Source organism: Marivirga arenosa, from assembly GCF_030503895.2.
In the GTDB taxonomy this organism is placed as follows: domain Bacteria; phylum Bacteroidota; class Bacteroidia; order Cytophagales; family Cyclobacteriaceae; genus Marivirga; species Marivirga arenosa.
In genome coordinates this window covers 2,194,399-2,207,885 of the sequence record NZ_CP129970.2, presented here as the reverse complement: position 1 = coordinate 2,207,885, position 13,487 = coordinate 2,194,399, and the positions used below count along the sequence as shown (strand labels likewise).

Annotated in this window: 12 protein-coding genes; 8 read left to right on the top strand and 4 right to left on the bottom strand. The window is 32.4% G+C overall.

Translation table 11 applies throughout. From position 1 onward, the window contains the following. Nucleotides 1-33: 33 nt before the first annotated feature. The 3 genes from QYS48_RS09690 to QYS48_RS09680 form a co-directional block, all read right to left on the bottom strand. A complete protein-coding gene (locus QYS48_RS09690) occupies nucleotides 34-843 on the bottom strand; it encodes a hypothetical protein (RefSeq protein WP_308355731.1) in 810 nt (269 codons plus the stop codon). Nucleotides 844-950: 107 nt separating this feature from the next. Then, entirely contained in the window at nucleotides 951-1,559 is a 609-nt protein-coding gene (gene recR, locus QYS48_RS09685) for a recombination mediator RecR (RefSeq protein ID WP_308355730.1), read from the bottom strand. A 1-nt stretch (nucleotide 1,560) separates the two neighbouring features. Beyond that, on the bottom strand, nucleotides 1,561-1,857 hold the full coding sequence (locus QYS48_RS09680; RefSeq protein ID WP_302122854.1) for an ATP-dependent Clp protease adaptor ClpS: 297 nt from the start codon (nucleotides 1,855-1,857) through the stop codon (nucleotides 1,561-1,563). A 198-nt stretch (nucleotides 1,858-2,055) separates the two neighbouring features. Here QYS48_RS09680 and QYS48_RS09675 point away from each other — a divergent pair, with 198 nt between their 5' ends. Further along, a complete protein-coding gene (locus tag QYS48_RS09675) occupies nucleotides 2,056-3,516 on the top strand; it encodes a sodium:solute symporter (protein ID WP_308355729.1) in 1,461 nt (486 codons plus the stop codon). On the opposite strand, the gene QYS48_RS09670 is transcribed toward QYS48_RS09675, so the two are convergent. Beyond that, on the bottom strand, nucleotides 3,496-3,831 hold the full coding sequence (locus QYS48_RS09670) for an MGMT family protein (protein WP_302102132.1): 336 nt from the start codon (nucleotides 3,829-3,831) through the stop codon (nucleotides 3,496-3,498). The two genes, QYS48_RS09675 and QYS48_RS09670, sit on opposite strands and share 21 nt — an antisense overlap. A gap of 45 nt (nucleotides 3,832-3,876) precedes the next feature. Between QYS48_RS09670 and QYS48_RS09665 the strand changes: the two genes are divergently transcribed. The 7 genes from QYS48_RS09665 (at nucleotide 3,877) to QYS48_RS09635 (ending at nucleotide 13,409) form a co-directional block, all read left to right on the top strand. Beyond that, nucleotides 3,877-6,126: a WG repeat-containing protein gene (locus QYS48_RS09665; RefSeq protein ID WP_308355728.1), complete on the top strand. Its 2,250-nt coding sequence runs from the start codon at nucleotides 3,877-3,879 to the stop codon at nucleotides 6,124-6,126. A 191-nt stretch (nucleotides 6,127-6,317) separates the two neighbouring features. Next, entirely contained in the window at nucleotides 6,318-8,012 is a 1,695-nt protein-coding gene (locus tag QYS48_RS09660; protein WP_308355727.1) for a HAMP domain-containing sensor histidine kinase, read from the top strand. Between the two features lie 96 nt (nucleotides 8,013-8,108). Beyond that, nucleotides 8,109-9,335: a TlpA disulfide reductase family protein gene (locus tag QYS48_RS09655; protein WP_308355726.1), complete on the top strand. Its 1,227-nt coding sequence runs from the start codon at nucleotides 8,109-8,111 to the stop codon at nucleotides 9,333-9,335. After that, nucleotides 9,336-9,971: a hypothetical protein gene (locus tag QYS48_RS09650; RefSeq protein ID WP_308355725.1), complete on the top strand. Its 636-nt coding sequence runs from the start codon at nucleotides 9,336-9,338 to the stop codon at nucleotides 9,969-9,971. Next, nucleotides 9,952-10,644 carry a DUF2490 domain-containing protein gene (locus QYS48_RS09645; protein WP_308355724.1) on the top strand — a complete coding sequence of 231 codons (693 nt, stop codon included), beginning with the start codon at nucleotides 9,952-9,954 and terminating at the stop codon, nucleotides 10,642-10,644. Before QYS48_RS09650 ends, QYS48_RS09645 begins: the two co-directional genes overlap by 20 nt. 511 nt (nucleotides 10,645-11,155) lie before the next feature. After that, nucleotides 11,156-12,508, top strand: a complete 1,353-nt coding sequence (locus QYS48_RS09640) for a M28 family peptidase (RefSeq protein ID WP_308355723.1) — start codon at nucleotides 11,156-11,158, stop codon at nucleotides 12,506-12,508. 163 nt (nucleotides 12,509-12,671) lie between these two features. Continuing rightward, complete coding sequence (locus QYS48_RS09635; protein ID WP_302102144.1) at nucleotides 12,672-13,409, top strand: head GIN domain-containing protein; 738 nt, start codon at nucleotides 12,672-12,674, stop codon at nucleotides 13,407-13,409. Nucleotides 13,410-13,487 lie beyond the last annotated feature (78 nt).

The window sequence follows — 13,487 nt, the reverse complement described above, 5'->3', positions numbered from 1 at the left end:
AGCCACCTAATTCAAATCAGGTGGCTCTTTTGATTATTTATTTGGTCTGTTTCTTACCATTGCTACTGAGCTTGATCCTCTACTACTATTAGAGGAGCTGGAGCTTCTTGAAGAATACCTGGCATTATTCGATCCAGCGTTATTACTTCTTGGCTTCACTGATGAACCTTTCCCATTTCTATTTGAAATGTTCGAATTTCTACTTCTAGAATTCATAACTACCTCATTTCTACTATGAGATGATCTGTTATTACCTCTATTATACTCTCTAGAGTTTCCCCTATTGTCATTTTTATACTTATTATGACCATGACCTCCTCTATTATTTGGATGACTTCTATAAACCTGTCTATTACCAGCACTACTTCTAGCAGCATAGGAATTATAATTTCTATTACTTCTATACGCTATGTGGTTATGACCTAGGTGGTTTACGTGTCCATGCCCATGACCTCTATGATTACAAGCTACTCTATAGTTTCTATAAAAATTACCGTGGAAACCACAATGACCTGTACAGATATGTTGAACTAAAGGATAATTTATAAAGTGGTTGATATCCAAAATCACAGCGTTTCTATTGAAAAACACTTCCACAAATCGGCCCCTTCTTTCTAACAATACATTGAAGAATAGATTTCTTCCTCTTCTTTCTCTATTGATATGAACGATCTGATGATAAGGATAATAGTAATCTATTTCATATAGTATTGCATTCGGAACTGCCCAATTATGTGCTGTACCAAAAGAAGCAACTATTTGAAAATTTTGAGACTTGGTAGAATTAGAGTAAAAGAAAATTCCTAATCCTAACATTAACGAAAGTAGTATGTGCTTCTTCATAACTTTAAATGTTTAGTGTTATGAAGAATTAACCAATGATTGTGCCAAAATCACAATACTTGAATTAATGCGCTGTATATCAGAAACTTATAAACATAGTAAAATAGCTATTCGTAAGCAGTTCTACTTACAATACTTCTTCCCAAAGTTATTTCATCAGCGTATTCTAATTCACCGCCAATTGGAATTCCCCTAGCTATAGTGCTAGTCTTTATTCCTAAAGGTTTAACTTTTTTACTGATGTAAAAAGCAGTGGTATCTCCTTCCATTGTAGGTGATAAACCAAAAATAATTTCTTTTACTTCGGTATCTTTATCAGAAACTCTTTCCATCAAACTATCAATGGTTAAATCTTCAGGGCCTACACCCTCAATAGGTGAAATGATACCACCTAAAACATGATACAAACCGTTGTATTGAGAAGTGTTTTCAATAGCCAAAACATCTCGAGTATCTTCTACTAAACAAATTATGGAAGTATCTCTTTTATGACTTTTACAAATGTTGCAAATTTCATCATCAGAGATATTGTGGCATTTTTCACAATATTTGATATTTTGACGCATGTCAATTAATGACTGTGCAATATCAGTAGTTAAGCTTTCTTCTTGTTTTAATAGGTGTAATACTAGTCTTAAAGCCGTTTTTTTTCCTATACCTGGAAGTTTTGAAAATTCATTAACCGCAGATTCAATCAGTTTTGAAGAAAACTCCATATTATTCTATCTCAGCATTGATTCCAGCATCCACAACTCCTTGTCTGTAAGGAATAAGGTCAACATATGATCCTTTTTTAACAGCACATTTGCCTTTATAGTGAACTAATAATGTACACTGTTCAGCTTGCTCAGGTGTGTGCTTGCAAACTTTGACAAGAGTATTAATGACATGCTCAAAAGTATTCACATCATCATTGTATACAACTAAATCATTAATGTCCTCATCTGAGGTAGTTTCTACTACCTCTTCTCTTTTATCTTCTTGAAATTGAAAATATCTTTTTAATTCACTCATCACGTCACAATAACTTTATAGAACAAATAATGTTACATCTTCAGAATTATCACTCACAAATTTACGAAAATTTAACCAAATTCGGATTTATTATTCTTAACTCGGTTTATAATAATTAATGAAAAGTTACATTAAAACGAGCATTCATTACTAATTTAGGCCTTAATTTATTAAAAAATTAACATTTAACTCCTTTGCATGAATCCAATATTGGTAATTTCTGTAATCGCAATATACTTCTTAGTATTGATGGGAATATCCTATTTCACATCTCAGAATAATGATAATTTAACTTTTTTCACAGCTAATCGTCAATCCCCTTGGTATCTAGTGGCTTTTGGTATGATTGGAGCTTCTTTATCTGGTGTTACCTTTATAAGCGTACCTGGTGAAGTTGGCAATACTGCCTTTGCCTATTTTCAAGTTGTATTGGGATATTTGGTGGGTTATTTTGTAATTGCTACTGTTTTATTACCACTCTACTACAAACTAAATCTGATCAGCATTTATACTTATCTGGAGCAAAGATTTGGCTTCTATTCTTATAAAAGCGGAGCCTTTTTCTTCCTATTATCAAGGATTGTAGGTTCATCGTTCCGATTATTTTTAGTTGCTGGAGTGTTACAATTAGCAATTTTCGATGCTTACGATTGGCCTTTTTCTATTACAGTAGCTGTAACCATTGCTTTAATCTGGCTATATACATTCAGAGGTGGGATAAAGACTATTGTTTGGACTGACACTTTACAAACTCTATTTATGATTTCAGCCGTTGCGATAAGTATTTATTTAATAAAAGATGCTTTAGATGTATCGTGGCTACAATTAAGTGATAAGATTTCCAATTCAGGCTATTCAAAGATTTTTATTTGGGATTGGCAAAGTGGTCAAAACTTCTTCAAGCAATTTATTAGCGGGGCTTTTATTGCCATTGTAATGACAGGATTAGATCAGGATATGATGCAAAAAAACTTAACCTGCAGAAGCTTGAAAGATGCTCAAAAAAATATGTTCTGGTTTTGTGTAGTGTTGGTGATTGTAAATTTTATGTTCCTGTCAATGGGTGCACTTTTGTATGTATATGCTGCTGAAATGAATATTTCAATACCAGCAAGAACGGATGACTTATATCCTTTATTAGCTTTGGAACATTTTCCATTAGTTGCAGGAATAGTTTTTTTATTAGGAATAACTGCTGCAGCCTATTCTAGTGCTGATTCTGCCTTAACGGCTTTAACTACTTCCTTTTGTGTTGACTTTCTAGGTTTGGGTAATAATGACAAACCAATTTCAAAGAAAATTAGAATTCGAGTTCACCTAGTTTTCTCAGTCATATTATTTTTAGTAATTCTTGGCTTTAAAGCAATTAACGATCAAAGTGTAATCACTGCAGTATTTGTGGCCGCTGGATATACTTACGGTCCTATTTTAGGATTATTTACATTTGGATTAATCACGAAATATAGTCTAAAAGATAAATGGGTTCCATTAGTGGCGGTCTTGTCTCCCATAATATCCTACATAATCAATTTAAACTCTGAAGCTTGGCTTTACGGCTACAAATTTGGTTTTGAAATTCTAGTAGTGAATGGTTTATTAACCTTCCTTGGGTTATTCTTAATACGAAAAAAAGATTCGCTACAGGCTCAATTCAATTGATGGATCCCAGAAAATTTTATTGAAATTTTTGATTTGGTCTTTTTCAACTTTAATACCTTCTGCTTCCAGAGCATTTTGCATAGCATTTGGAGTTTCAAAATGCATTTTGCCTGTTAATAATCCATTACGATTTACAACTCTGTGAGCAGGGATATCATCCATTGTATGGGAAGCATTCATAGCATAACCCACTACTCTTGAACTTTTTGCTGCTCCTAAATATTTAGCTATTGCCCCATATGATGTAACTCTGCCATGAGGGATTAATCGAACTACTTGATATACCTGATCGAAAAAATCTTTCTTTTCATTCATATTATGTGTTTCGTATTTATAGATTTATAATTTTGGAGTTTATTTATGACGAAATTACTCTATATTTTCTTAATCCCCTGGACTTTGTTTGCATACGCTAGCCAAGGGCAAGCTTATGCTGAATTCCCTTATGATAGCACTTTAGAAATTTTTTCTCAAAGTGGAAAAAAAGGAATTAAAAATAAAAAGGGTAGCATTATACTTAAACCAGAATATCAGGATTTCGGCTGGTCGAATGGTTATAAAAAAGCAATAGGAAATTCTTTAGGATACCAGCAAAATGATTTATGGGGTTTGATGGATAATGAACTCAACATTATCACCAAACCACAATTTAAAAGCTTAACACCTTTTACGAATGACCTTTTTATAACAGCAGAAAAAAGTAAATATTCAAAAGTTATTTTTTATGGCTTGATTAAGCCAAATGGTCGATCAAAAATTAAATCAATTTATAGAAATCTTTATCCTGCGGCTAATTATTTAATCGCAGCTAATAAGGATAAGCAAACTATTTATTTTGGTGTTTTAGATGCAGATGGTAAAACCGTAATTCCTTTTAAATATTTCCATATTGAATATTTAAATAAAAATAATTTTATAGTTACTAAAAATAACGGATCAAAAGAACTCATTAAGTTGAATCCGAAACCAGAGCTTTTACTTTCAAATATTGATAGTGTTTCAACATTTAAAGATGGGGTTGCCGTTGTATTCAAAAACGGAAAACAAGGTTTAATTAGGCAAGATGGGAAATTATTACTACCCATTGAATATAAAAAGATAGAATGGAATGAGGGAAAACAGATATATGTAACACCCTTAGATGAATGGACTGCTTACAAAAGCAATGGTATAAAACTGTCCAAATTCTATGCTGATTCCGTATTCTATCTCAATGATAGCCTATTAGTGAAAAACACTTCTTCATTTGCTCAAATATCAAATATTGTCAGAAATGAGAACCACCAAGTATTTCATGCTAAAATAAAGGGGGTATTCGGAGAGAAATTTATACTTGAGAAATCTAATCAAATATTTTTAGCCAAAGATAGTAGTGAAATTCACCTCAAGAAATTTAGTACTAAAACAAGCTGGACGGATGATTTATTTATCGCTCAAAGAAAAACCTATGAAGGTTATGAAAATGTCATCTATAACAAGTCAGGAAAATCAATTATAGCAGATTCTGCATATGCATTGGGACAATATTTAGCACTAAAAAAAGGTAACTACTGGGGGCTTTTTAATCATAATTTACAAGAAGTTATTGCCCCATTGTACAATCATATTAGTCAGAATGGGAATCACTTTATAGTTAATTTTAAAAATCAATACGGTGTTATTGACAAAGAAAACAACTGGATAATACCACCTTTATATAAATCAATTTATCCAATTGATGATTCGCATTATAAGTTAGTAGATAATTACTTAATGGAATTTATATCAGACGGTAGTCAAAAAAATGAAGCCGATCTTTATTATGATTTTTATGATGAATATGGCATTGAAATTAATACAGAAAATCAGTCACGGTTAATCTCAATTAATGGGGATCCTTTTACGAATTATAAAAACGGAGTTTATAATGGACACGGAAATTTAGGATTGCTATTGAAAAACAATAGCCAACACTTATTACTGAATAAATCTGGAGATGAATTATTTAGGATAAACGACTACGACACCATTATTTTCACAAATGATGAATACCTGATTATTCAAAAAAATAATCAATGGGGCTTTATAAATGAAGAAGGGATATTAAGAATTGCTAATCGATATGACTCTGTCAGACCATTTTTTAATAATCGATCAGCCATAAAAATTCGAAATTCATGGGGTTTTATTAATAAACAAGAAGAAATCGTAATTCAACCCTATTTTCAAAAAGTATCCGACTTTGAAAATGAAACTGCTTATGTTCTTTTTAATGGAAAATATGGAGTGATTGACCTGGAAGGAAATTATATCATTGAAGCTGAGTATGACGAAATCAAAAAAGAAAATGGGTTTTACCTTTTAAGAAAAGCTTCGAAATGGGGACTAGCTAATAAGAATGGTAAAATGCTGAGTTACCCAAGCTATGATGATATAACCGTTGAGGAAAATCATTTAAGAGTTAAAAAATATAATACAATTAGAATTTTAAACTTGGCTGGAAATAATCTGATTGATGAGCAGTACGAATCCATTTATTATGATCAGGATCAGAATATCTTTTTGGCTAAGAAGAAATCAAAAAGAGAACAAGTTTATCTTACTGATATCCTTAGTGGAAAATACCCTTGAGTCATTCAATCTAATATTTTGGAATAATTTTCACTGAAACTTACACATACTTTATCATTATATGATTTTCTAAAACAAGCAATTATAAAAATATTGATAATTGTTTTTTTCGATAAAATGTGATTTTTAGCGTATATTTACTTTGTTTTTAAAGATGAAAAAAAATAATTTCATTTTTATAATCGGTTTATATGGCCTACAAATTAGAAAATACCGCAGAAATAGCATCTGAGCTTTCAAGTGACTTGTTGTTTAGAATTATGAAGGAAAGTTCATTGGTTGAGACAGATGGCATTCCCTTGAAATCATTAAACAATTTGCTTCAATTTATTTCTGAGGAGTTTTGTGCCAATGAACATTGGGTAGTTGAAGAAAGTAAAAAGGATAATTGCTTAAAATGGGATTTACAAAACCCACTAGTAAAGGAAATTATCCCTTTTAATAAAGAATTGAAAGAAAGAAAAAAGAGCCCTTTTTTCACACTTGAAATTTCAAAACCCTTTCTTTTTTATAAGCATCACCTCATTTTTCCTATTAACTTAAAAAATAAGGAAATCTATATTGGCTTTTCTGCAAGAAAAGAGTTTGAGCTTTCTTCTGAAGATAATAAATCATTTTTTGTTATTTCTGAAAGATTAAAAGAGTTAATCCTTTTGGTAAATAACGAAAGAAGTGAAAAATCTAGAAGCCAGAAATTGGAGACTATTCTTGATCGTTTACCTCAAGCTATTGTTTTCACAGAAAATAATAATGGAGACACCTGGCTTAATAAAGAAGCCTTAGAAGTATTTAATTTAGAAAAGAATCAAAAAAATATCTCGTCTGATTTATTTTCTAAAAAGCTGGCCGATTTAAAGGTTAAAGTAACCAATAGGGAAGAGGTTGAGCTTGTAGGAAATAATATGATCAGTTTAAATGCACTTCCTTCTAGCTTTGGTGAAGATTGGATCTGGAAATTCGAAAACTCAGTTTTAAAAGTTATCAGAAAAAATGCCTATATCGCTGGTAAAGAAGGCGAATTATGGGTATTCGATAATGTAAGTGAATTATATTTTGCCAATGAAAGATTAAACTCATTGTTCAGAAAACTAAATGTAGCTTACAATGAGATTAATGCCAACTTAACTGAATTCCAATCTAAGTCAAGTTCTAAAAGCATAACAGATCTTGAAGCTGAAGAATCAAGAATTATTCAGCAATATGACAATAATGATATATTAGGAAAGGTAACACATGATTTAAGAACACCTTTTGCAAAAGTTTATACTATAGTTCAATTACTGCTTACTGATAATCAAGAAAATTTAAGCGAACAACAAGTTGAAAGAATTAATTTGATCAAGCAAGTAGTAGCTGATGGACTACAAATTGTGAAAGGATTCTTAGATACAGGCAATATGGTATTGGATGAGAAAAAATTCAACCCAGAAATTATTGACCTGCAAGCATTTGTTGATGACAGCTTAATGCCTTACGAGCTTCTTTCTGCTAAGAAAAACATCATCTTTATAACTCAATTATTAGATCAAAACCTGGAAATAAAAGTAGACAGAACTTATTTAAAGCGAATAATTGATAATCTGATATCAAATGCCATTAAGTTCTCTCCTAACGAAACTCAAATAAACTACACTATCTTTAGAGAAGGTGATGAAATCATTTTCTCGGTTAAAGATCAAGGACCAGGACTATCTGATGATGATAAAAGCAGACTTTTCAAAAAATACCAACAACTCTCTGCCAAGCCAATCGGCACTGATGAATCTACCGGCTTAGGTCTATACATAGTAAAAACCATGGTGGATAAAATGGGGGGTAGAATTTGGGTAGAAAGTGAGAAAGGAAAAGGAGCAAATTTCAAAGTTGCTTTAAAATCAAATCTTTAATCCACAAATAAAAGTTTTAGTTTTTTCTTAGTCTCCTGAGCTAAAGTCAGTTATTTTAGCATCAGTTTTATTTCATTTTCTTCTAATAAATTCAATATGAAAAATATTTTCATTATTCTTTTTGTATTTGCATTCACTATTTCTTGTAGTCCTGAAAAGGAAAAAATAAACCTTTCTGGTAATTGGATTGGTGAAATTAGTATGCAAGGAAAAACAATGCCTTTTGAAATGGAGATTCAAGAAAAGGATAGTGCTAAAATTATCGCATACATCATAAATGGAGAGGAAAGAATTGTGTTGGATGAAATAGAAAAACAAAATGACTCTTTACATATCACACTTCATATTTTCGATATCACTCTTGACCTAAACATTGGAAATAATGTATTAAATGGAACTTATACAAAACATTATGAAGAAGATTATGTGCTTCCTATCAGTTTTCATAAAGGCAATGAAAGATTTAAATCTAATTCAGATAAACAGCCAAAAGATTTTTCCGGAAAATGGGAAGTTACTTTTATAGAACCTAAAGAACAAGATACGACAGAGGCGGTGGGAATATTTAAACAAGATGGTAAGCATATTAAAGGTACTTTTCTAACGCCTTTAGGGGATTATAGATATCTGGTTGGAATTGCTGAAGGTAATAAAATGAAGCTTAGTACATTTGACGGTAATCATGCATTTTTATTTGAAGCGGAAATGAAAGAAGACAGTACTCTGAATGGTGATTTTTATTCAGGAAAAGATTGGTATGAAAGCTGGACTGGCTTTAGAAATAGTAATGCTAAACTACCCAGCCCAGATTCATTAACCTACCTAAAAAAAGGCTATGATAACATCTATTTTAGCTTCCCTAACCTAGAAGGAGAAAGAGTTAGTCTGACAGATGAAAAGTATCAAAACAAGGTAGTAATTGTTCAATTATTTGGTACATGGTGTCCTAACTGTATGGATGAAACTAAGTTTTTAACGAAATGGTATGATAAAAATAAGGATAGAGGAGTTGAAATTATTGGCTTAGCTTATGAAGCAAAAGATGATTTTAACTATGCGAAAAGTAGAGTTGAAAGAATGATAAAAAAATATGATGTAAAGTATGATTTCCTAATTGCAGGCACTAACGATAAGGAAGAAGCCTCAAAAACACTCCCTATGCTCAATAGAGTTATATCATTCCCAACCATGATTATCTTAAATAAAGATGGTGACTTAGTTAGTATTCATACAGGGTTTAATGGACCGGGAACCGGGAAATATTACGATGAATTTGTTGAAAAATTCAATAGAAAGATGGATCGTTTATTAGATAAAGACTAAATGAAGATTTATTTTAAATATATAACAATACTTAGCTTTTTATTTTCGCTGTCTTCCCTCGGATTTAGTCAAATTTCGATTGGTGAAAAATATGAAACAGAAGAAAGAATAAAAGAAGAAGACTTTCCAAAAGAAGCCCTTCAACTAATCAAGCAAATCATAAAAAATGGAGAGCGATTAAATTTTTATAAAGAAGGTGACTCTATTACCTACTTTTATGAAGTTAAAACTATTTACAAAGAAGAAAAGCTAAGCATTAAATTCACGAAAGAAGGAAGCCTTATTGATATTGAAATCTTAAAAGATTTCGATGAGCTCCCATTGGAAATACAGCATAGTATTAAATCGTATTTTCAATCAAACTATAAAAAGCATCATTTAAGAAGAATACAAATTCAATATAACAGAGAGGAAGAATACGAAAACGGTAGGCTTGAAATTGACGATGATAAGGAATTTCTTGAAGAGTTTTTAGAAATGGATGGAGATGATTTAACAATTAAATATGAATTAGAAGCAGAGGTCGTAAAAAAGGATAAGAAAAGAGGCTTTTTTGAATTCCTTTTTAATGATCTGGGAGAGATCGAGGAAATTAAAAGAATAATTAAAAGGCAAGATGACAACGTACTTTATTAGAAGTCTATTCCTAGTTTTTATTTTCTATTCCTTTCTTGGTCAAGCGCAAAACATTCCCTCTCTGCGCTGGGAACCTGGTTTTTCTTTCACCCAAAAAATAGATTCTCGCTGGAGTTACAATTTATCGCTCTCGGGCAGGCAACGACTTACTGAATTTGGAGAAGGAGAAAAGAATTTTCGTACAGACCGCTGGGAAGTTAAGTCATTTGGTACCTATACCCTTTTAGGTGGAAAGAAATTGAGTTTAGGTTATATGTATAGAACCATTGATCCTTTCGAACAGGAAAGCGGTTGGGAACATCGAATAACGCAACAATTTGCTTTTATCACTAATTTTGGAGGCTATCGTTTAGGAAATAAATTTCGCATTGAACAACGCATTCGATCGACTAGCTATGAAACAAGGTTGCGCTATGCCATTAGTAATGACTTTCCTCTTCAAGGAGAAAGTCTCGATCCGAAGGAGTTTTATCTTATCGGAAAGAATGAATTAGTATATTCTTTCAACCGAAGGAAAGACGAATTAGAAAATAGATTTTCTGTAGGGATCGGACGTTTACTCAAAAGAGGGCAAAAATTCCAATTTGTGATACAGAGTAGATATAGTGACTTAATAAGTGAAACGACCGATCACCTCATTCATTTTGAAACCACCTATTACTTCAATTTGTAAATTATCAGTGATCCTAGCATCTCTCCCAAAATTAAATCGACTTGTGGAAAACTTTCCTGATTGTCCTCTTGTTTGGAAAATCAAAGCTGTAATTTTGCAGTATCCTCAGGGTATTAAACAAATTTTGGTGAACCTAACAAGTATGACAATACCGGGTGAAGCAAGCTTGTAAAGCCAGGCCTCATCCCGACTTTAGTCGGGACCTCGTTTGCCGTTTAACGGCATTCAGGATAACAGTGGAAGGCTGATCAGGTACGCAGCCCAAATCCTGTAATAATCGGGGTTCACGCAATTTCTTTAATGCTCTGAGGTTTTTTTAGTTTGAAGTCAGATGTCAGAAGTTTGAAGTAGGCTTTCTGAATATACCCATCTTATAACTATATTTCACTTCCTATTTCTATCATTTATATTACAATTCTTCTCCACTCATCAAAGATGATTAACCATCCTTAACAATTTCCTTACTTTTTAATTTGGTTAATGATATATTCATAAAAAAATAAAAAATAAGATGAAGAAATATATACTCTCTTTAGTACTATTTGCTATATGCTTTTTTGCTTACAGTCAAGTACCTCAAGAAATCGATGCCAGGCATTATGACATTATAGAGGCTGTCTCAGCAGAAAGAATTGAAAGTGACATTAGAACACTCGCTGGTTTCGGTACTCGAAATACTTTTTCAGATACCGTATCCAATACACGAGGAATTGGTGCAGCTCGAAGATGGGTGAAAGCTGAATTTGATAAAATTTCAGAAGAATGTGGGGGATGCCTAGAGGTATTCTACCAAAAGGATTACGTTACCAAAGAAGGCAATAGCCGAGTTCCCAAAGACGCTTGGGTAGTGAATGTTGTAGCCATCCAAAAAGGTACTGATTATCCTAACAACCATGTATTAATGTCAGGTGATATTGATTCCAGAGCAAGTAATACTATGGACTATGAAACGGATGCTCCTGGCGCAAACGATAATGCTTCTGGAATGGCCGGAACTATAGAAGCAGCCCGAGTGCTCTCTAAATATAAATTTAAAAATAGCATTGTATACGTTGGTCTGTCAGGTGAAGAGCAAGGCTTATTTGGTGGATCTGGTTTAGCGGAATACGCCAAAGAAAATGAATGGAATATCATTGGTATCTTAAACAATGATATGATTGGCAATATTGAAGGCGTTGATGGAGTTATTGATAACAGGACCTTCAGAATATTCTCAGAGCCTGTACCTCAAACAGAAACGGAGAGACAAAGAACCTTAAGAAGGTATTACGGTGGAGAGGTTGATGGAATTTCAAGACAATTAGCTCGCTATGTTCACAAGCAAACTCAAACTTATATGCCAGAAATGAATCCAATGATGATCTACCGTTTGGATCGTTTTGGAAGAGGTGGTCACCACAGACCATTTAATGATTTAGGTTTTGCAGGCATAAGAATCATGGAAGCACATGAAAATTACAACAGACAGCATCAGGACATCAGAGTAGAAGATGGAATTGAATATGGTGATGTTGTAGAAGGTGTTAATTTTAAGTACGCTAAAAAGTTAACTGCAGTAAATGCCATTTCCTTGGCTGGTTTAGCATGGGCACCTCCTGCACCACAGAATGTTGGAATTGGTGGAGTTGTAGAACCCTCTGCAAAATTAGCCTGGGATGCAACAGATGACGACAATATTGTAGGCTATAAAATTTATTGGAGACTTACTACCTCCCCTACCTGGGATAACTTCAGATATGTTGGTAAAGTAAACGAGTATACTTTAGAGGGAATCGTAATTGACAATTTCTATTTTGGAGTTGCTGCTGTAGATAAAAATGGAAATGAATCAGTAGTGGTATTCCCTGAGCGAGTTATTAGATAATCATTAGTTATCACATGAAAACATTAAAGGCTTACCTAACAGTAAGCCTTTTTTATTGAATATAATCCATGTTTTATCTATGAAATAATTGAATTTACCAATATTACCTACATCTGTTAACGATATCCTGTTTTCATTCGTTAGTTGAGTATCACCAAATTTAATGATGATGAAAAAATTAGGTTTTAGTATTTTACTATTGTTAATGATGTTAAGTACAACATCATATTCACAGGTTAATAATTATAATATAAACCTGGTAGAATTTAATAGCATAAGTGTTAATTCGGCTTACACTGTGTATGTAAAACAATCCAACAAAGAAGAAATAAAAATTAAAGCAGAAAAAGAAATTTATGAAATATCAGAATTCATAGTAAAAGAGGGTGTTCTGCATATTAATATAAAGAAGGATGAATCCAAGGCTAGCAAAAGTATTTGGCAGAAAATTGATAACATAAAACTACTCCCCACATTAAAGGTATATGTTTCTATTAAAGACGTGAAATCCTTATCTGTAAATGGCAATGGTAAATTGATTACTGAAAATTCGATTGCGGCAGACGATTTAAAAGTATTAGTTGCAGGACCTGGATCAATGGATATTGATATTAAAAGTAAAAATTTAAGTGCGAAGCTTGCTGGTTCTGGAAATCTCGAAATTTCGGGCTATTCTAACAGCTTATCGGTTGAGAATAGTGGTTCTGGAAATATTAATGCTTATAATTTTGAAGTTAAAACTGCCAAATCATCACTCTATGGTTCAGGATCAATAGAAATTAATGTATCTGAAAGTTTGGATGCTAAAATTTATGGCAGCGGTCATACATTCGTGAAAGGAGCAACAAAAGAAATTAAATCTCAGGAATATGGAGAAGGTGAAGTAGAAAGAAAAAACTAATTCAAGATGTAATCAATAATTTAATAGTTCCGCTTTTAGAATTATTATTTGTAACATAAAATGTATAAACAGGGTATA

Coding starts and splice junctions, on each gene's coding strand:
- recR (WP_308355730.1), bottom strand. CDS start 1,559: ATGGAGTTTTCTTCAAAACTGATTGAATCTGCGGTTAATGAATTTTCA.
- QYS48_RS09690 (WP_308355731.1), bottom strand. CDS start 843: ATGAAGAAGCACATACTACTTTCGTTAATGTTAGGATTAGGAATTTTC.
- QYS48_RS09645 (WP_308355724.1), top strand. CDS start 9,952: ATGACAACGTACTTTATTAGAAGTCTATTCCTAGTTTTTATTTTCTAT.
- QYS48_RS09635 (WP_302102144.1), top strand. CDS start 12,672: ATGATGATGAAAAAATTAGGTTTTAGTATTTTACTATTGTTAATGATG.
- QYS48_RS09680 (WP_302122854.1), bottom strand. CDS start 1,857: ATGAGTGAATTAAAAAGATATTTTCAATTTCAAGAAGATAAAAGAGAA.
- QYS48_RS09640 (WP_308355723.1), top strand. CDS start 11,156: ATGAAGAAATATATACTCTCTTTAGTACTATTTGCTATATGCTTTTTT.
- QYS48_RS09650 (WP_308355725.1), top strand. CDS start 9,336: ATGAAGATTTATTTTAAATATATAACAATACTTAGCTTTTTATTTTCG.
- QYS48_RS09675 (WP_308355729.1), top strand. CDS start 2,056: ATGAATCCAATATTGGTAATTTCTGTAATCGCAATATACTTCTTAGTA.
- QYS48_RS09660 (WP_308355727.1), top strand. CDS start 6,318: ATGGCCTACAAATTAGAAAATACCGCAGAAATAGCATCTGAGCTTTCA.
- QYS48_RS09670 (WP_302102132.1), bottom strand. CDS start 3,831: ATGAATGAAAAGAAAGATTTTTTCGATCAGGTATATCAAGTAGTTCGA.
- QYS48_RS09655 (WP_308355726.1), top strand. CDS start 8,109: ATGAAAAATATTTTCATTATTCTTTTTGTATTTGCATTCACTATTTCT.
- QYS48_RS09665 (WP_308355728.1), top strand. CDS start 3,877: ATGACGAAATTACTCTATATTTTCTTAATCCCCTGGACTTTGTTTGCA.